The sequence below is a fragment of the Pantoea leporis genome (genome assembly GCF_028048155.1).
Classification (GTDB): Bacteria; Pseudomonadota; Gammaproteobacteria; order Enterobacterales; family Enterobacteriaceae; genus Pantoea; species Pantoea leporis.
The window spans coordinates 96,407-113,488 of record NZ_JALMEU010000007.1 but is presented as its reverse complement, the minus strand read 5'-3'; the positions used below and the strand labels follow the sequence as shown (position 1 = coordinate 113,488).

Here is a 17,082-nt window from a genome sequence, read left to right as displayed (position 1 = left end):
AAAACAGAGGTTGTGTGTGAGCGGTTACACGCGGTTGTTCATTAATGCTTAACAGAACTATCCGCATTCAGGACTGATGATTAATGTTGGTAAAGTAATAATCGAAGCGCCAATCTCACCGAAATGAGATTGGACTTCGTTAGAATGGCTTGAATAGAGAGACTTTTGCTGATGTGAATCTATTTTACCGCAAAAAAGGAAGCAATTCCGCGATGGTATTCATCAGGAAAAATTGGTGCGAATTGTTATGTTGTGAACGCCGTATTAAATGATCTTCATATCTTCTGGTAAGAACAAATCTCAGCATTAGGTCAAATAACATCGGCCTTAATGGTATTAGCGATTATCTGTACCTGCAGGATAATGATAAACGCTACGGCTAATATCCAGTAAACGGCAGCTACGACGGGTACCTATGTCGAATGTCGTTTGCAGAAAGTTAACCGCCTGACGCTTTTCATTGGTGGTGAAGAAGTTTTTCAATACGCTTTGCAGCATCTCTTTATCGGAACTCAGTGATTGCAGCTCACGCGTGAGGTTAAGTAGCTGATCTTCCAGCTCCTTGATTTTTCTACCTTCTTCGGAAGAGAGCCCAGAAAACTTCTTCTTCCAGCTATAGAAAGTGGCCTCGGAAATGCCAAGCTCCTCACAAATCTCCCTGACTTTCACTCCCGTTTCAGAAGCTTTAATGGCATTTGTGATTTGCTCTTCGCTATATCGTGACTTTCTCATAAATGCTATTACCTTTCTTATCAATTAGTGGATGAGAATTACTGTATTAATATCTGGCACTGCAAAAACACTATTAATGCAGTATTAAAGTGCGCGATTTGAATTGCGAGGGTTAAATTAAGATATTTAGAAGAAATATCATCATGGGATAAATCTTATTTTATTCCGAATGGCATTGAACGCCTTCCTGGCTTTAGGTTTTTGATATAAATTCTCTCCATCCCAAATGCAGAAAAATACTACATTCATTGGAAAATCGGCATAAACCACTTGCAGAAATGTCAGGGTATGCCAGTAAACTTTTGCTTAGAATTTAGGCTGAAATCGTTTACATCCACCGAGTTTCGCACCGGATATAATCGGAATTTTCCTGAATATAATTCCTAATTGCTGACGCGAGTCTCATTTTTCGGACCAGTTTGGTTTGAAGTTAATAAATTAAGTCAGGCCCACTGAGCGCTTGTTAATTCATTTCAAGGACGTTGTACCGAAAGTTGTTGTAGTTCGTAATACTAAGGATCAGTCAATGAAATTGAGCGTAATGTCGAATGCCGCCTGGATGATGTCTGAAAAGATCGTCTCCGTGTTCGGCGTCATATTTGTGACCTCCTACGTGGCAAAATCCTTTGGTCCAACCATCTTTGGCCAAATGGCGTTTTCGACCTCACTGTTTTCCATGGTGCAGACCGTGGCGATTTTCGGTACGGAAACCATTCTGTTTAAACGTATCAGTAAGAGTGCACCGAAAGGGCTCCGCCTGATGACCGTAGCGCGCAACATGCGCATGGTTTTGCTGTTGCTCACATCGCTGCCCGTCTTGATTTGGGTCTGGTACAACATGCAGGAAAACTTCCTCGCTTTTGCACTGGCCTCGTTTATCTCTTCGGTTTTCGTGACGCAGGACACCTTCAGTGTCTACAACAATGCGCGCTTAGCGTCGCGGCTGAATACCATCGCCAACTCTGTCGGATTGCTGCTGGGCTTCAGCTTAAGTTTCGCCATTGCCTGGCTGCACCTCAATCCACTATGGCTGACCGTTTCGATTGTCGCCGTCACGTTGGTGCCGTACGTCATTAAGCGTTTTAACTTTTATCGCGAAAATCAGGATGTGGCGCCGCCGCAGGATAAGCGCAACACCTATCTGCGCTACTTGCTGTACGCCGGATTGCCGCTGGCCATCTCCAGCATCTTTATCTCGGTGCAGGTGAAAGCGGCACAGATGTTCCTGGCAGGCATCGCCTCAGCGCGCGATCTTGGGTTGTTCGCCGCCGCCAATACCATTTCGGCCTCCTGGATTTTTATCCCGGTCGCCATCATCACTTCCTGCTTTTCGGAAATCTTCCGTGAGCGTGGAGAAACCGCCATCAAGCTGACAGCACGGCTTAATGGTTATGTCATGGGTGTTTCATTGTTGTTGTTAGCGGTGATCGCGATGTACGGCGAAAAAATCATCATCGCTTTATATGGTCACGAGTACACACAGTCAGGAAGTCTCATTACGTTGTTGTCGTTAGCAACCTGCTTTTCGGCGATGGGGACCGTGGCGTATCGCTACATGGTCAAAGAAGGCGGGTTTAATTATCTGTTGAAGAAAATCGTTTGCCTGATGGTCATCAGCTTGCCGCTGTCGTGGTGGCTGATCCAGAGCTACGGCATCATGGGTGCCGCATGGAGCGTTTTCATCTCAGAATTGCTGTCTCTTACCGTAATGAATTACTTCTTCAAAAACGGCGTCATCCAAAAAATCCAGGTTTCCTCACTCAACTACAAAACCTACAAATGAGGTCAGATATGCTCAAGTTGAAAGATGAACTCAGAAGAAGCGTTCAGTACTTCATCAAGAAGATGCCCTGGGCATACCAGGATCGTATCTACTATTTTCACAAGTTCCGCAAATTGCCTAATCTGCGCGAGCCGAAAGTGTTTAACGAGAAGGTGCTGTATCGCAAATTCATCCATGGCGATTATCAGATTTATGGTCGTCTGTCGGACAAATATTCGGTGCGTGAATATATCGCCGAGAAGGTGGGCAGCGAATACCTGATCCCGCTGGTTTACGAGACCAGCGATCCCAGCTCATTGCACACGCTGCCGAGCTGGAAAAATACCGTTATCAAGCCGAATCACGCCTCCAACATGGTGGAGATCCTGCTGGAAGAGCCGGATGCGTTGAAGAAGCAGCAGATTATCAACGATTGCCATCGCTGGCTGAAGACCGATTTCGCCAACGAAGCGCGCGAGATTCACTATCGCTACATCAAGCCACGCATTCTGGTGGAGCAGTACATTGGCGATGGTAAATCGGCACCGATTGACTACAAGTTCCATATGTTCAACAAGCGCGACGGTAGCTTTGAGTATGTGCTGCAGGTGATCTACAACCGCTGCAATCCGCTGTTGTCGATGAACTTCTACGTCAACAACCTCAACGAGGCGTATCACAAAATTCGTGATACCGGCCTGGACGTGACGCCGCAAATGGCCTCGTTGCAGCACGCGTTGGCGTTGAGTAAAAAGCTGGCGAGCGATTTCGATTATGTGCGCGTGGATTGGTACATCGATAACGAGCAGATCTACTTCGGCGAATTAACCTTCACGCCGGGCGCGGGTTTGGTGACCGGTCTGGATCGCGGGCTAAATCAGATGATGGGTGATATGTGGATTCAGGATCGTCGCGGTACGAAGATACCGGGCATCACGGTGGCGGAAGTGACCATTCCGGCCGTATTGAAGAAAATTTAGAATCACACAGCAAAATAAAAAACCCCGCTTCGGCGGGGTTTTTTATTGGCGGCGATTAAGGCATTGGCCAATCGGTTGGCGTCTGGCTCATCACTTCGATAAAGGCGTTTTTGGAGATTTCCATAAAGTTATGCAGATTCTCCATGCTCAGCGTGATACCGAGCAGGCCGGTCACAAACCAGCAGGACATGCCAACGCCGATGCCACCGCACAGCAGCGCCATCACGTGATGACTGTTCTGACGCAGTCGAATTTTCATGGTGCTGGCGAAAAACATCATTACCGCACTCAGGAGTTCCCAGCGCATTACAATCAAACTGGTGGTTAGGGTGGCCATCTGCAAAAACCTCTTAGAATCAGTGATATCCCCGACATTCAATCGACATCACTGGCGGCTAAGAAGGAAGGTCAGGGAAGTCCTTCTGGCCGTCTTACTGAAGATAGGAAAGTGTGACTTGGCTCACATTATATCACTCGATTTTAAATTTTGAACAAAATTTATACCGGGTCAGGTAGAAATATTTTTATCGAACTGAGGAAAAAACAGGCAGGAAAAGCGAGGTGCGCCCGCAAGGGGCGCGCAGAGAGGGTTAGCTAACCGGGCAGCACTCGCCGGTGGTACGCTGGGCAAAACTGGTCATGTTGTTGTCTGCACAGTCAAAACTGAGCAAACGCGGACGCTGAATTATCGCCTGGCGACGCATGGTATGACGATAAGCGGTTGGCGTTTGTGAGAACTGACGGCGGAACACGCGCGAGAACGTCTGCTGCGAGTCATAACCGTATTGCATCGCGATATCGAACACCGGACGCTGGGTTTGACGCAGCGCTTCAGCGGCCAGGGTCAGACGACGTTCGCGAATATAGCCACCCAGCGTTTGTTTCGTGACGGCACGGAACATACGCTGCAGATGCCATTTTGAGTAACCTGATTTTGCCGCGACTTCATCAATTGACAGCGCTTTATCCAGATTCTGATCGATCCAGTTGGACAGCGAATGAATGATTTCCTGTTGCATCATAGCCTCATCCTTCTGATGTTTTTTGCCTGGTAAGAAATTCGAAGTTTTGCTGGTGTGCGAGTATAATTCCTCAAGTTAACTTGAGGTAAAGGCCCTAAATGAAAAAAGAACGCAATTACCCGAAGCCGGTTTTGACGCCGGGCGAAGTGGCGAAGCGCAGCGGCGTGGCGGTGTCTGCGCTGCACTTCTATGAGACCAAAGGATTGATCTGTAGCTCGCGCAACGGCGGCAACCAACGTCGCTACAGCCGTGACGTGCTGCGTCGCGTTGCCATCATCAAAATTGCACAACGCATTGGCATTCCGCTGGCGACGGTGAGCGACAGCCTGACGCATGTGCCGGCTAATAAACGGATGTCGACACAAGAGTGGGACGCGCTGACGCAGCACTGGCGCGAGGAGCTGGATAAACGCATCGAAACCCTCACGCGCTTGCGTAACGATCTTGATGGCTGCATTGGCTGCGGCTGTTTATCGATGCGCGATTGCCCGCTGCGCAATCCCGGTGACCGGTTGGGCGAGCAAGGTTCGGGCGCGGTGTTACTCGATCCGGAACAGGACGAGCAAAAACGCTGATCGACTATACTTGGCGGAACACTTTTACCGGCAAGGAAACCGTATGATCACCGTTCACCATCTGGAAAATTCCCGCTCGCATCGCGTGTTATGGCTTCTGGAAGAGCTTGCGGTGCCTTACCAAATCAAACGCTATCAGCGTGAAAACAGCCTGCTGGCACCCGATTCCTTAAAGAAAGTGCATCCGCTGGGCAAATCCCCGGTGATTACCGACGGCAATCGCGTGATTGCCGAGTCAGGCGCAATTCTCGAATACCTGCAACTGAAGTACGACAGCGAGCATCAGCTGACGTTGAGTCATGAAGATGAGCAGATTCAGGCGCGTTACTGGCTGCATTACGCTGAAGGTTCGCTGATGCCATTGCTGGTAATGAAACTGGTGTTTGCGCAGTTTGGCAAAAAGCCGGTGCCGTGGCTGCTGCGCCCGGCCGGCATCGCCCTGAGCAAAGGGATCCAGAAAGCCTGGCTGAACAAGCAGCTGGCTCTGCACGGCCGCGTAATTGAAGAGCATCTCACGCAGCATGCGTTTTTTGCCGGTTCACGTTTTAGCATCGCCGATGTGCAGATGAGCTTCCCGCTGCTGGCGCTGCAACTGCGTGGTTCCCTGAGCGATACGCCCGCCACCGCCCGCTGGCTGGAAACCATGCAGCAGCGCGCGGCCTGGCAGCGGGCGATTCAGCAGGGCGGCGCGATTGAATTAAGCCGCTGAGTTCAGCCAGGCCGCCATAATTGGTGGCCCTGAGGGGTGAGTTGCCTGGATTTATCCTGTCATGCCCGTGATTAAGAGTTGAAAACCCCAGGGCAAACGCCAGATAATCGTTTGCCTTTTTTCCGTGTCCCCCTTTACGGCCTGGAATACGCGGCGACGTAAACGTTTGCCTGGATTTTCATCATGAAAAACCGCCATCAGGGAACGGCAAACGTGCGCCGCGCGGCGACTCACATCACAAAAAAATTGAGGAAGAATTATGTCTGGCGAATCGCGCCCGGCCAGTGGAAAACTGGACGCCTGGTTCAATATCTCTGCACGCGGCAGCAGCGTGCGTCAGGAAGTATTGGCGGGTCTGACAACGTTTCTGGCGATGGTGTACTCCGTCATCGTGGTGCCCGGCATGCTGGGCAAAGCGGGCTTCTCGCCAACGGCGGTGTTCGTCGCTACCTGTCTGGTCGCCAGTTTTGGATCGATCATCATGGGTTTGTGGGCCAATCTGCCGATGGCGATTGGTTGCGCCATCTCGCTGACCGCCTTCACCGCGTTCAGCCTGGTGCTCGGCCAGCACATTAGCGTGCCGGTGGCGCTTGGTGCGGTGTTCCTGATGGGCTTGCTGTTCACGCTGATTTCGGTCACCGGCATCCGCGCATGGATTCTGCGCAACCTACCAATGGGCGTGGCGCATGGCACCGGCGTAGGTATCGGCTTGTTCCTGCTGCTGATCGCCGCTGACGGTATTGGTTTAGTGGTGAAAAATCCGGCTCCGGGCTTGCCGGTGGCGTTGGGTCAATTCGCTTCGTTCCCGGTGATCATGTCGCTGGTGGGACTGGCGGCGATTTTTGGTCTGGAAAAACGCCGCGTGCCGGGCGGCATTCTGCTGACCATCATCGCCATCTCGATTCTCGGCCTGATTTTCGATCCGGCGGTGACCTATCAAGGTCTGTTTGCCATGCCGAGCCTGAAGGATGCTAACGGGCAATCAGCGATGTTTAGCCTCGATATCATGGGTGCGCTGCAACCGGTGGTGTTGCCAAGCGTGCTGGCGCTGGTGATGACCGCCGTCTTTGATGCCACCGGTACCATCCGCGCGGTCGCGGGGCAGGCCAATCTGCTGGATAAAGAGGGGCAGATCATCAACGGCGGTCGTGCGTTAACCACCGATTCCGTCAGCAGCCTGTTTGCCGGCTTGGTCGGCGCTTCGCCAGCTGCGGTCTATATCGAATCGGCGGCGGGCACGGCGGCGGGTGGTAAAACCGGTCTGACGGCGATTGTGGTGGGTTTGCTGTTCCTGGTGATCCTGTTCATGTCGCCGCTGGCCTATCTGGTTCCGGCTTACGCGACCGCGCCGGCGCTGATGTACGTTGGCTTGCTGATGCTGAGTAACGTGGCAAAAATCGACTTCAACGATTTCGTTGATGCGATGTCCGGCTTGCTGACCGCCGTGTTCATCGTGCTGACCTGCAACATCGTCACCGGCATCATGCTCGGCTTCGCTTCACTGGTGATTGGACGCCTGTTTGCCGGTGAGTGGCGCAAGCTGAACGTGGGCACCGTGGTGATTGCTGTCGCGCTGGTCGCGTTCTATGCCGGTGGCTGGGCCATCTGATCTGAAAGTTGAATAATTCCAGGATTATTCGCTTTCTGCATCACGCCGCACATCGGGTTGCTCCGCTGTGCGGCGTTTTGTTTTACACTTTCCCACGCAACAACATCGCTTTAATGAAATTGATTCGCCTAAGGAAAGCATGGAAATCTTCTTTACTATTCTCATCATGACGCTGGTGGTTTCACTCTCCAGCGTGGCGGCACGTATTCTGCCGTTTCAAATTCCCCTGCCGCTGGTGCAAATTGCCGCCGGTGCACTGCTCGCATTTCCCGTCTTCGGCCTGCATGTCGATTTTGATCCGGAACTGTTCCTCGTGCTGTTCATTCCGCCGCTGCTGTTTGCGGATGGCTGGAAAACGCCGATAAACGAGTTCCTGCATCACGGTCGCGAAATCATGGGGCTGGCGCTGGTTCTGGTGCTGATCACGGTGGTCGGGATTGGCTACCTGATCTACTGGCTGGTGCCAGGGATTCCGCTGATTCCCGCCTTCGCGCTGGCGGCGGTGCTTTCGCCAACCGATGCCGTGGCGCTGTCCGGCATTGTCGGTGAAGGACGCATCCCGAAAAAAATTATGTCGATTGTGCAGGGCGAAGCCCTGATGAACGACGCGTCGGGCCTGGTATCGCTGAAGTTTGCCGTCGCGGTGGCGATGGGCACCATGGTGTTTACGTGGGGCGGCGCCAGCGTTGAGTTTCTCAAAGTGGCGGTCGGCGGTTTGGTCGCTGGTGTGGCGATATGCTGGCTGTATGGCCGCTCGCTGCGTCTGCTGAGCCGCTGGAGCGGGGATGACCCGGCAACACAGACCGTGCTGCTGCTGCTGTTACCGTTCGCCTCGTACCTGATTGCGGAACACCTTGGCGTGTCGGGCATTCTCGCCGCCGTCGCCGCCGGTATGACCATTACGCGTTCCGGCATTATCCGCCAGGCACCGCTGGCGATGCGTCTGCGCGCGAACAGCGTGTGGCAGATGCTGGAGTTCGTGTTCAACGGCATGGTGTTCCTGATGCTCGGCCTGCAGCTGCCCGACATCCTTTCCACCTCGATTGCGCAGGCGCAAGCCGATCCTAACGTGGAACTGTGGATGCTGTTTACCGACGTTCTGTTGGTGTACGCCGCGCTGATGGTGGTGCGTTTCGGTTGGTTGTGGATCATGAAGCGCACCAGCATACGTCTGCTGAAGAAGAAGCCGCTGGAGTTTACCAATTACTCACTGCGTGAATTGCTGATTGCTTCTTTTGCCGGCGTGCGCGGTGCCATTACCTTGGCCGGTGTGCTGTCGATTCCGCTGTTCCTGAGCAACGGCGATCCGTTCCCGGCGCGCTATGAGTTGGTTTTCATCGCTACCGGCGTGATTCTGGTGTCGCTGCTGGTTGGCGTGGTGCTGCTGCCGATTCTGCTGCGCGACGTGGAAAGCATCGATAAGGTCGGCCATCGTCGTGAGATTCAGTTTGCGCGTGCCGCGATGGCGGGTGTGGCGATTGAGAGCCTGCATAAAATGGAGCAGCGTCTTGAGAGCGACACCGAAGAGAACATCGATCCTGAGCTGCTGAAAGAGGTCAGCCTGCGCGTGATTGGTAACCTGCGTCGTCGTGCGGAGGGGAAAAACGATATCGAGCAGGCGCAATTTGCCGAAAATCTCGAGCGTCGTTTCCGCCTCAATGCGCTGCGCGCCGAGCGCGCCGAGGTCTATCATCTGCGCGCCACGCAGGAGATCTCCAACGAGACAATGCAGAAACTGCTGCACGATCTTGATCTGCTGGAAGCGTTGCTGATTGAGAAAGAGGAATAGCAGTAAGCCATATTGTTCATCGGTAGCGGCGCAAAACATTGCGCCGCTACGCTAATGTGCTGCGGTTGTTTTTACACCGACAGCCGCGGCGCACTATCCGGCCAGTGTTCACGGCAACATTCAATCCACGCCTCGGCGCTGCGCGACAGATAACTGCCTTCCCGCCAAATCAACCCCAAACTCCACTGCAGCTCCGATTCCAGTGGCAGCCACAGCAGCGACTGCTTATCCAGCCGCTGACAAATGGGCTCCGGCAGAATCGCCAGTCCCATGCCCGCCTGCACCATCGCGGCGAGAAAATCCCACTGCGCGCTGCGCAGCGCAATAGTTGGCGTCAGGTTCTGGCGTTGAAACGCTTTACGAATCTGGCGATTCAAGGCGAACTCTTCATTGAGGATCAGCAGCGGATGTTCGGCTAACTCTGCCAAACCGACTTTACGGTGATCGCGCCATTGTTCACTGCGCGGCAGCAGCACGCACAGCGGATGGTGCATCAGCTCCAGCGTATTGAGCGGCAGTTCGGATTCGATCGGCAGCGCGGTGAGGGCGATATCCAGCGCGCCACTCAGCACCGCTTGCTGCGCCGTCAGTCCGCCGAACTCGGATATTTTCAGCTGTACGCCGGGATAACGGCGGCGAAAGGCGGAGATCGATCCGGCCATCTGCATGCCGACCATCGGCGGAATACCCAGCCGCAGCTCGCCGGTTTTCAGCTGGTTGATATCGCCCAACTGCGCTTCAAGCTGGTGGAACTCTTGCAGAATCACCAGTCCGCGTTGGTAAACCGCCTGACCGCTATCCGTTAGATGCAGTTTGCGGCCCTCGCGCAGCAGTAAGGTGCAGCCGAGCTCCTCTTCCAACTGACGCAGCATTTTGCTGATGGTCGGCTGCGTCACGAACAGCTTCTCAGCGGCGCGGGTGAAGCTCTGCTGGCGCACCACCTCAGTGAAGTAGCGCAGGGCGCGTACATCCATAAACATTCCTTTTTGGCATAGTTTGAATAATTTTAATTCATTTCTTTCACAGTTTGCGGCGGATTTATACTGGGCACCTCAATTCTTCATCCAGGTAACAAGCAATGATGGCATTAAGTCCGCGCAGAACGGATCTCCTGCAACGTACGTTTGTTCCGCTGCAGCTGGTGCTGTATGTCGGTTTGTTTATTTTCAGCGACAGGCTGGTGAGCTGGCTGCATCTGCCGCTGCCCGCCAACGTAGTGGGCATGGTGCTGCTGCTGGTGTTGATAATGACTCGCATCGTGCCGCTGCGCTGGGTGAAAGCTGGCGCCAACTGGCTGCTGGCAGAAATGTTGCTGTTCTTTATTCCAGCGGTAGTGGCGGTAGTGAACTACAGCGATTTGCTGCGCAGTGAAGGCTGGCGCATCTGCGTGGTGATCGGCGTCAGTACCTTGCTGGTGCTGGCTTCGACGTCACTGGTGGTTGATCGTTTATATCGCTTCGAACTGGCGCGCGCCGCACGCAAGCAGGCGCATCATGAATGATCTGCTGATTAGTCTGCTGTGTCTGGCGTTCACGCTGCTGGTCTACTACCTCAACAAAATTCTTTATCGCCGCTGGCGCACGCTGCTGTTGATGCCGCTGGTATTGACGCCGCTGGTGCTGGTGGCGCTGTTGCTGCTCACTCACGTCAGCTGGAAAAATTACATCGCTGAAAGCCACTGGCTGATTTGGCTGCTTGGCCCGGCGACGCTGGCATTTGCCGTGCCGGTGTATGAGAACCTTGAGATCATCAAGCGTCACTGGCTGTCGCTGAGCGTGGGCGTGCTGACGGCCACGCTGGTGGCAGTATGCAGTTCGGTGTGGCTGGCGCGCTGGCTGACGTTACCGGAAACCATTCAGCGTAGCCTGGCGGTACGCTCAATCACCACGCCGTTTGCGCTGGCAGCCGCGCAGCCGATCGGCGGCCAGCCGGATCTGGTGGCGCTGTTTGTGGTGATCACCGGTGTGTTTGGTATGGCGGTGGGCGACGTGCTGTTTCTGCGTCTTGCCATCAAGCAGGGCGTGGCTAAAGGCGCCGGTTTTGGTGCTGCATCACATGGCGCAGGCACCGCGCGCGCGTATCAACTCGGCCAGCAGGAAGGCGTGGTGTCGAGCCTGGTGATGATGCTGTCTGGCGTCGTCACCGTCATTCTCGCGCCGCTGTTAAGCCACTTACTGTGGGTATCGTAATCCGCTGGTTTTGAGTCATTGCTCATACAGCAGCCCGATCGCTTTGCTTATTGTTTGCCCGCTTAAACGATAAGGAAGCGAAAAATGAAAAGTCAGTATTTTGCAATGGGGCTCCTGTTGGCCTCCGCTGGGGTAACTGCTCAGGAAATCGGCGTAAAGGGGGGCAGTGATTTCTTTGCGGCCGCCATCAACAGCCAAAAAACCGCGCCAGGCCTGCAATATGGCGTGGAATACGTGAATGCCAAACATCAGTCAGAATTGCTGGACGCCAATCTGGGTTACGGCGTGGCTATAGGCGCAATGCGCATTGTGCCGCGCGTCGGTTTGTTCTGGGCTGAATTGAACCACGATAAAACGTCCAGCTACGGCGTTAACGCGGGTATACGCGCGATGGCTCCACTGCCACAAGCGCGCCATACCTGGCTCTATCTCGATTTCAGCATGGCGCCTAACTTCAGCACCTATAAGCTGGATCATCTGCATCAGTTTGAGGCCGGAGTTTACTACCAACCGGCCCACTGGTTAACGCTGAGTTCCGGTTACCGCTATCTCGGCAGTGGCTTGCACGAATATAAAACCCATCGTGCGATTGATGGTCTTTTTATCGGCGCAGCCTGGCGCTTCTAATCTGAAAAGTGGCTTTAGGGCCACTTTTTTCCCCGCCGTAATCCATTTTTACGTAAAGCTTTCCAAATAATGTTGTCTCTCGTCGCCAGGCTGGTACCCTTGCCGCCGAATTATTTGTCCTTCATGGAGTGGAATCACATGTTAAAGCAACTTGTTACTGGAAGCGTTTTGGGTCTGGCACTGCTGAGCAGCGGCGCACAGGCAATTGAGGGCAGTGTTGACGTGGGTGAGCATAGCACCAACCTGAACCTTGGCCTCGGCACCACTTCACCGGGCCTGTTCCTGAAAGGCAACTGGCTGCGCAGCGATCACGATGGCAGCACCTACGGTGCGGGCCTCGGCTATAACATCGACGTGGGTGATTTCCGCATTGCGCCTACTGCGAAAGCGCTGTTCACCCATCCGGAAGATGGTCGTGATGGCTTCACCGTGGCAGTCGGTGGCGCAGCGCAATACAGCTTCAACAGCATGTGGGGCCTGTACGGCGAATATTACTATGCGCCAGAAGCGTTCTCCGATCGTCTGGATAGCTACCAGGAAGCCTCAGGCGGCCTGAGCTTCACGCCGATTTCGCTGCTGAACCTGCGTGTGGGTTATCAGTATATTGAGCTGAACAACAAAGGCAGCCGCAAAGATAACGTACTGGTCGATGGCCCGTATGTTGGCGCATCACTGCGTTTCTAATTGTTTAAATTAGAATGAAAAATGGCGGCCCAATGGGTCGCCATTTTTGTTTGGGTGCGGTCTGTCCCTCATCCCGGCCTTCTCCCGCAAGCGGGAGAGGGAGAAAAACGAGCTCGATCGGTTCCCTCTCCCATTTATGGGAGAGGGTTAGGGTGAGGGAAAGCCAGCACGGACTTAATGCGATTTCCCCTGCGAAATCCCAATCCCCGTCTGTGAGCGAATAAACTGCCCACGGAAGCGGGCACGTTCCTGGGCACCGCGAGCAGAATGGTCGGTAATTGAGAACAGCCAGATACCGATAAATGCCGCCAGCATTGAGAACAGCGCCGGATACTCATACGGATAGATCGGTTTCTCATGCCCGAGCACCTGCACCCAAATCGTTGGGCCAAGGATCATCAGCAGTACCGCAGTAACGAGTCCCAGCCAACCGCCCACCATCGCGCCGCGCGTGGTCAGTTTTGACCAGTACATCGACAGCAGAATAATCGGGAAGTTACAGCTGGCAGCAATCGAGAACGCCAAACCGACCATAAAGGCAATGTTCTGTTTCTCAAACAGAATCCCCAGCGCAATCGCCACCAAACCTAACACCAGCACGGTGATCTTCGAGATGCGCAGTTCATCGCGTTCCGTCGCTTTACCTTCACGGATCACGCTGGCATAGAGATCGTGTGAAACTGCCGAAGCCCCCGCCAGCGTCAGACCTGCCACCACCGCCAGAATGGTGGCGAAGGCCACGGCCGAGATAAAGCCGAGGAACAGGCTGCCGCCGACCGCGTTCGCCAGATGCACCGCTGCCATGTTGGTGCCGCCGAGCAGCGCGCCGCTGGCGTCTTTAAAGGCTGGATTCGATCCCACCAGCAAAATCGCGCCGAAGCCGATAATAAAGGTCAGGAAGTAGAAGTAGCCCATAAAGCCGGTGGCCCAGAACACGCTTTTACGTGCTTCACGCGCATCGGCCACGGTGAAGAAGCGCATCAGAATATGCGGCAAACCGGCGGTACCGAACATCAAGCCGAGACCCAATGACAACGCCGAGATGGGATCTTTCACCAGCCCGCCCGGCTGCATAATCGCCGCGCCTTTCGGGTGCACCGCCATCGCTTCGGTGAACAGCGTGTTGAAGCTGAAGCCGGTGGCTTTCATCACCATAATCGCCATAAAGCTGGCCCCAAACAGCAGCAGCACCGCTTTGATGATCTGCACCCAGGTGGTCGCCAGCATGCCGCCGAACAGCACGTACAGCACCATCAGAATCCCGACCATCACTACCGCGATATGGTAATCAAGGCCGAACAGCAGCTGGATCAGCTTACCCGCACCCACCATCTGCGCGATCAGATACAGCGCCACCACCACCAGCGAGCCGCAGGCTGACAGCGTGCGAATCGGTTTCTGCGCGAGGCGATAGGAGGCGACATCGGCGAAGGTGTAGCGCCCAAGGTTACGCAGACGTTCGGCAATCAAAAACAGGATCATCGGCCAGCCGACGAGGAAGCCGAGCGAGTAGATCAGCCCGTCGTAACCTGAGGTGTAAACCAGCGCAGAAATACCGAGGAAAGAGGCGGCGGACATAAAGTCACCGGCGATGGCGAGGCCATTCTGGAAACCGGTGATATTGCCGCCTGCAGTGTAGTAATCGCTGCGCGAGCGGGTGCGTTTCGAGGCCCAATAGGTAATGCCGAGCGTCGCCGCGACAAACACCACGAACATGATGATGGCTTCATAGTTGGTGGCTTGCCGTTGCACCGCGCCGGTAATGGCATCGGCGGCAAACACGCTGGCGGGCACGATGGCTAAAAATACCGAAAGCAGGCGCTTCATGATTTCACCTCGCTCAGGATCTGTTTAGTCAGACGATCAAACTCGCCGTTGGCGCGCCACACGTAGACGCCCGTCAGCACGAATGACATCACAATTAAACCGACACCAATCGGAATGCCGCGCGTAACGTTAGTGCCCGCGTGCAGCGGCGTACCGAGCCAGGCGGGCGCAAAAGCGATCAGCAGAATAAAGCCGATATAGAGCACCAGCATGATCACGCTGAGCAGCAGCGCAAACGCCTGGCGCTTGTGCACCAGTTCATGAAAGCGCGGATTATTCTCGACTTGTTGCCAGACTGCTTCCTGTTCAGGGGTTTCGTTCATCACATTTTCTCCAGAGGCAAGGCAGACAGATATCTCACGATAAAGTGATTTAACTGGCTGAATATTCTAGTTTTATAAGTTGTGCGAACTCAGAAATACGTGGCATATAAGGGCGGCCAAATGGTCGCCCCTACAACAGAAGCCGGTTACGGCATGGTGATGGACTGTTTCTCCTCCAGCAATTTCTCTACCACGCCCGGATCGGCCAGCGTAGAGGTATCGCCGAGATTGCTGGTATCGCCCGTAGCGATTTTGCGCAGAATGCGACGCATAATCTTGCCGGAGCGGGTTTTTGGCAGCGAGTCGGTCCAGTGCAGCACATCCGGCGTGGCAATCGGGCCAATCTCTTTACGCACCCAGTTACGCACTTCGGTATACAGCTCTGGCGACGGCTCTTCGCCGTGGTTAAGCGTGATATACGCATAGATTGCCTGGCCTTTGATGCTGTGCGGAATGCCCACCACCGCCGCTTCGGCAATCTTCGGATGCGACACCAGCGCCGATTCAATCTCGGCGGTGCCGAGACGGTGGCCGGAGACGTTCAGCACGTCATCGACGCGGCCGGTGATCCAGTAATAACCCTCTTCATCACGACGCGCGCCGTCACCGCTGAAGTAGCGATTTTTGAAGGTGGAGAAGTAGGTCTGTTCGAAACGATCGTGATCGCCATACAGCGTACGCGCCTGGCCTGGCCAGGAATCGACAATCACCAGGTTTCCTTCGGTGGCACCCTCGAGCGGATTGCCTTCGTTATCCACCAGCGCTGGCTGCACACCGAAGAACGGTTTAGTGGCGGAACCGGCTTTCAGTTCGGTCGCGCCCGGCAGCGGCGTGATCATGAAGCCGCCGGTTTCGGTTTGCCACCAGGTATCGACGATCGGGCAACGGCTGTCGCCAATCTTCTTGTAATACCACTCCCAGGCTTCCGGGTTGATCGGTTCACCCACCGAACCCATGATGCGCAGGCTACTGCGGTCGGTGCCTTCAATCGCTTTATCGCCTTCGGCCATCAGCGCGCGAATCGCGGTTGGCGCGGTATACAGCAGCGTCACCTTATGTTTATCCACCACTTCCGCCATGCGGCTTGGTTTTGGCCAGTTCGGCACGCCTTCAAACATCAGCGTGGTCGCGCCGCACGCCAGCGGGCCGTAAATCAGATAGCTGTGGCCGGTGATCCAGCCGACGTCGGCGGTACACCAGTAAACATCATCAGGATGATAATCAAACACATACTTAAAGGTGCTGGCGGCATACACCAGATAACCGCCGGTGGTGTGCAGCACGCCTTTCGGCTTGCCGGTGGAACCGGAGGTATACAGGATAAACAGCGGATGTTCGGCATCGACGGCGACCGGTTCATGCTGATCGCTGGCCTTCGCCACCAGATCGTGCCACCACAGATCGCGGCCTTCACGCCAGCCGGTATCTTTACCGGTGCGCTTAAACACCACCACATTTTTCACCGTGGTGACGTTTGGATTGTTCAGGGCATCATCAACGTTTTTCTTCAGCGGAATGCTGCGTCCGGCGCGTACGCCTTCATCGGCGGTGATGATCAGTTTGGCGTTGGAATCGACCACGCGTCCGGCGACCGCTTCCGGTGAGAAGCCACCGAAAATCACCGAGTGCACCGCGCCAATGCGCGCACAGGCCAGCATCGCAACGGCGGCTTCAGGCACCATCGGCATGTAGATCGCCACCACGTCGCCTTTCTTCACGCCCAGGCTGTCGAGCACATTGGCAAAGCGGCAGACGTCCGCATGCAGTTCGCGGAAGGTAATGGTTTTGCTTTCGCTGGCGTCGTCGCCTTCCCAGATGATGGCGGGATGGTCGCCACGCGTGGCAAGATGGCGATCGAGGCAGTTCGCGGCGAGGTTCAGTGCGCCATCTTCATACCAGCGAATCGAAATATTGCCGGGGGCAAAGGAGGTATTTTTCACTTTGCTGTAAGGCTTAATCCAGTCGAGGATTTTGCCTTGCTCACCCCAAAAGGTGTCGGGATCGTCAACCGATTGTTGATACAGCGCCGCATACTGATCGGCATTAATGAGAGCATTCGCTGCGATGGCTGCGGGTACGGGATGCTTGTGTATTTGGCTCATGGCTGACCTCCTTGAAGATGTTAATCATATGTCAATCAATGGTTAATTGAAGACCACCAGAGGGCTTTGTTTCTGTTTTGTAGTCTGGATCACGACCTTTTATCACTGCCAAATCCCCAGCGAACGGCGGGCAAAAACGCCGCGCCAGCAGG

Annotated in this window: 17 protein-coding genes; 10 read left to right on the top strand and 7 right to left on the bottom strand. The window is 54.5% G+C overall.

Annotated features, from left to right (window positions below):
• Positions 1–336: 336 nt before the first annotated feature.
• Complete coding sequence (locus tag MWH02_RS17250; RefSeq protein WP_008109970.1) at positions 337–732, bottom strand: IS3 family transposase; 396 nt, start codon at positions 730–732, stop codon at positions 337–339.
• A 526-nt stretch (positions 733–1,258) separates the two neighbouring features.
• On the opposite strand from MWH02_RS17250, the gene MWH02_RS17245 reads away from it, so the two are divergent.
• On the top strand, positions 1,259–2,515 hold the full coding sequence (locus MWH02_RS17245) for an oligosaccharide flippase family protein (RefSeq protein ID WP_101763052.1): 1,257 nt from the start codon (positions 1,259–1,261) through the stop codon (positions 2,513–2,515).
• 8 nt (positions 2,516–2,523) lie between these two features.
• Positions 2,524–3,474: an ATP-grasp fold amidoligase family protein gene (locus tag MWH02_RS17240; RefSeq protein ID WP_101763051.1), complete on the top strand. Its 951-nt coding sequence runs from the start codon at positions 2,524–2,526 to the stop codon at positions 3,472–3,474.
• 55 nt (positions 3,475–3,529) lie between these two features.
• Here MWH02_RS17240 and MWH02_RS17235 read toward each other — a convergent pair whose 3' ends face one another.
• Both MWH02_RS17235 and soxS read right to left on the bottom strand, forming a co-directional pair.
• On the bottom strand, positions 3,530–3,811 hold the full coding sequence (locus MWH02_RS17235; RefSeq protein WP_008109973.1) for a YjcB family protein: 282 nt from the start codon (positions 3,809–3,811) through the stop codon (positions 3,530–3,532).
• 253 nt (positions 3,812–4,064) lie between these two features.
• Positions 4,065–4,496 (bottom strand): superoxide response transcriptional regulator SoxS, encoded by a 432-nt coding sequence (gene soxS, locus MWH02_RS17230; RefSeq protein ID WP_271461121.1) that lies wholly within the window; start codon positions 4,494–4,496, stop codon positions 4,065–4,067.
• Between the two features lie 98 nt (positions 4,497–4,594).
• Here soxS and soxR point away from each other — a divergent pair, with 98 nt between their 5' ends.
• From soxR to MWH02_RS17210, 4 genes are all read left to right on the top strand, one after another.
• Complete coding sequence (gene soxR, locus MWH02_RS17225; RefSeq protein WP_101763050.1) at positions 4,595–5,071, top strand: redox-sensitive transcriptional activator SoxR; 477 nt, start codon at positions 4,595–4,597, stop codon at positions 5,069–5,071.
• Positions 5,072–5,114: 43 nt separating this feature from the next.
• Positions 5,115–5,780 carry a glutathione S-transferase family protein gene (locus MWH02_RS17220; protein WP_217550054.1) on the top strand — a complete coding sequence of 222 codons (666 nt, stop codon included), beginning with the start codon at positions 5,115–5,117 and terminating at the stop codon, positions 5,778–5,780.
• 259 nt (positions 5,781–6,039) lie between these two features.
• Complete coding sequence (locus tag MWH02_RS17215; RefSeq protein ID WP_101763048.1) at positions 6,040–7,389, top strand: NCS2 family permease; 1,350 nt, start codon at positions 6,040–6,042, stop codon at positions 7,387–7,389.
• A gap of 139 nt (positions 7,390–7,528) precedes the next feature.
• Complete coding sequence (locus tag MWH02_RS17210) at positions 7,529–9,178, top strand: Na+/H+ antiporter (RefSeq protein ID WP_271461120.1); 1,650 nt, start codon at positions 7,529–7,531, stop codon at positions 9,176–9,178.
• Positions 9,179–9,249: 71 nt separating this feature from the next.
• On the opposite strand, the gene MWH02_RS17205 is transcribed toward MWH02_RS17210, so the two are convergent.
• Positions 9,250–10,152: a LysR family transcriptional regulator gene (locus MWH02_RS17205; RefSeq protein WP_110868163.1), complete on the bottom strand. Its 903-nt coding sequence runs from the start codon at positions 10,150–10,152 to the stop codon at positions 9,250–9,252.
• 104 nt (positions 10,153–10,256) lie between these two features.
• On the opposite strand from MWH02_RS17205, the gene MWH02_RS17200 reads away from it, so the two are divergent.
• The 4 genes from MWH02_RS17200 (at position 10,257) to MWH02_RS17185 (ending at position 12,678) form a co-directional block, all read left to right on the top strand.
• Positions 10,257–10,679 (top strand): CidA/LrgA family protein, encoded by a 423-nt coding sequence (locus MWH02_RS17200; protein WP_008109984.1) that lies wholly within the window; start codon positions 10,257–10,259, stop codon positions 10,677–10,679.
• Positions 10,672–11,367, top strand: coding sequence for an LrgB family protein (locus tag MWH02_RS17195; protein ID WP_101763044.1), 696 nt, complete (start codon positions 10,672–10,674; stop codon positions 11,365–11,367). The genes MWH02_RS17200 and MWH02_RS17195 overlap by 8 nt, the downstream gene beginning before the upstream one ends.
• A gap of 84 nt (positions 11,368–11,451) precedes the next feature.
• Positions 11,452–11,994, top strand: a complete 543-nt coding sequence (locus MWH02_RS17190; protein WP_271461119.1) for a YfaZ family outer membrane protein — start codon at positions 11,452–11,454, stop codon at positions 11,992–11,994.
• Between the two features lie 138 nt (positions 11,995–12,132).
• Positions 12,133–12,678, top strand: a complete 546-nt coding sequence (locus MWH02_RS17185) for a YfaZ family outer membrane protein (protein ID WP_008109987.1) — start codon at positions 12,133–12,135, stop codon at positions 12,676–12,678.
• A 174-nt stretch (positions 12,679–12,852) separates the two neighbouring features.
• Here the strand turns inward: MWH02_RS17185 and actP are convergent, their stop codons facing one another.
• The 3 genes from actP to acs form a co-directional block, all read right to left on the bottom strand.
• Positions 12,853–14,505, bottom strand: coding sequence for a cation/acetate symporter ActP (actP, locus tag MWH02_RS17180; RefSeq protein ID WP_271461118.1), 1,653 nt, complete (start codon positions 14,503–14,505; stop codon positions 12,853–12,855).
• Positions 14,502–14,828, bottom strand: a complete 327-nt coding sequence (locus tag MWH02_RS17175) for a DUF485 domain-containing protein (protein WP_008109989.1) — start codon at positions 14,826–14,828, stop codon at positions 14,502–14,504. Before MWH02_RS17175 ends, actP begins: the two co-directional genes overlap by 4 nt.
• 146 nt (positions 14,829–14,974) lie before the next feature.
• Positions 14,975–16,930 carry an acetate--CoA ligase gene (acs, locus tag MWH02_RS17170; protein WP_271461117.1) on the bottom strand — a complete coding sequence of 652 codons (1,956 nt, stop codon included), beginning with the start codon at positions 16,928–16,930 and terminating at the stop codon, positions 14,975–14,977.
• Between the last annotated feature and the right edge of the window lie 152 nt (positions 16,931–17,082).

Excerpts from the sequence above, each read along its gene's own strand:
- MWH02_RS17205 (WP_110868163.1), bottom strand. The coding sequence starts at position 10,152 with ATGGATGTACGCGCCCTGCGCTACTTCACTGAGGTGGTGCGCCAGCAG.
- MWH02_RS17250 (WP_008109970.1), bottom strand. The coding sequence starts at position 732 with ATGAGAAAGTCACGATATAGCGAAGAGCAAATCACAAATGCCATTAAA.
- MWH02_RS17175 (WP_008109989.1), bottom strand. The coding sequence starts at position 14,828 with ATGAACGAAACCCCTGAACAGGAAGCAGTCTGGCAACAAGTCGAGAAT.
- MWH02_RS17215 (WP_101763048.1), top strand. The coding sequence starts at position 6,040 with ATGTCTGGCGAATCGCGCCCGGCCAGTGGAAAACTGGACGCCTGGTTC.
- soxS (WP_271461121.1), bottom strand. The coding sequence starts at position 4,496 with ATGATGCAACAGGAAATCATTCATTCGCTGTCCAACTGGATCGATCAG.
- MWH02_RS17220 (WP_217550054.1), top strand. The coding sequence starts at position 5,115 with ATGATCACCGTTCACCATCTGGAAAATTCCCGCTCGCATCGCGTGTTA.
- MWH02_RS17185 (WP_008109987.1), top strand. The coding sequence starts at position 12,133 with ATGTTAAAGCAACTTGTTACTGGAAGCGTTTTGGGTCTGGCACTGCTG.
- MWH02_RS17210 (WP_271461120.1), top strand. The coding sequence starts at position 7,529 with ATGGAAATCTTCTTTACTATTCTCATCATGACGCTGGTGGTTTCACTC.
- actP (WP_271461118.1), bottom strand. The coding sequence starts at position 14,505 with ATGAAGCGCCTGCTTTCGGTATTTTTAGCCATCGTGCCCGCCAGCGTG.
- MWH02_RS17245 (WP_101763052.1), top strand. The coding sequence starts at position 1,259 with ATGAAATTGAGCGTAATGTCGAATGCCGCCTGGATGATGTCTGAAAAG.
- MWH02_RS17200 (WP_008109984.1), top strand. The coding sequence starts at position 10,257 with ATGATGGCATTAAGTCCGCGCAGAACGGATCTCCTGCAACGTACGTTT.
- MWH02_RS17195 (WP_101763044.1), top strand. The coding sequence starts at position 10,672 with ATGAATGATCTGCTGATTAGTCTGCTGTGTCTGGCGTTCACGCTGCTG.
- MWH02_RS17235 (WP_008109973.1), bottom strand. The coding sequence starts at position 3,811 with ATGGCCACCCTAACCACCAGTTTGATTGTAATGCGCTGGGAACTCCTG.
- MWH02_RS17190 (WP_271461119.1), top strand. The coding sequence starts at position 11,452 with ATGAAAAGTCAGTATTTTGCAATGGGGCTCCTGTTGGCCTCCGCTGGG.
- soxR (WP_101763050.1), top strand. The coding sequence starts at position 4,595 with ATGAAAAAAGAACGCAATTACCCGAAGCCGGTTTTGACGCCGGGCGAA.
- acs (WP_271461117.1), bottom strand. The coding sequence starts at position 16,930 with ATGAGCCAAATACACAAGCATCCCGTACCCGCAGCCATCGCAGCGAAT.
- MWH02_RS17240 (WP_101763051.1), top strand. The coding sequence starts at position 2,524 with ATGCTCAAGTTGAAAGATGAACTCAGAAGAAGCGTTCAGTACTTCATC.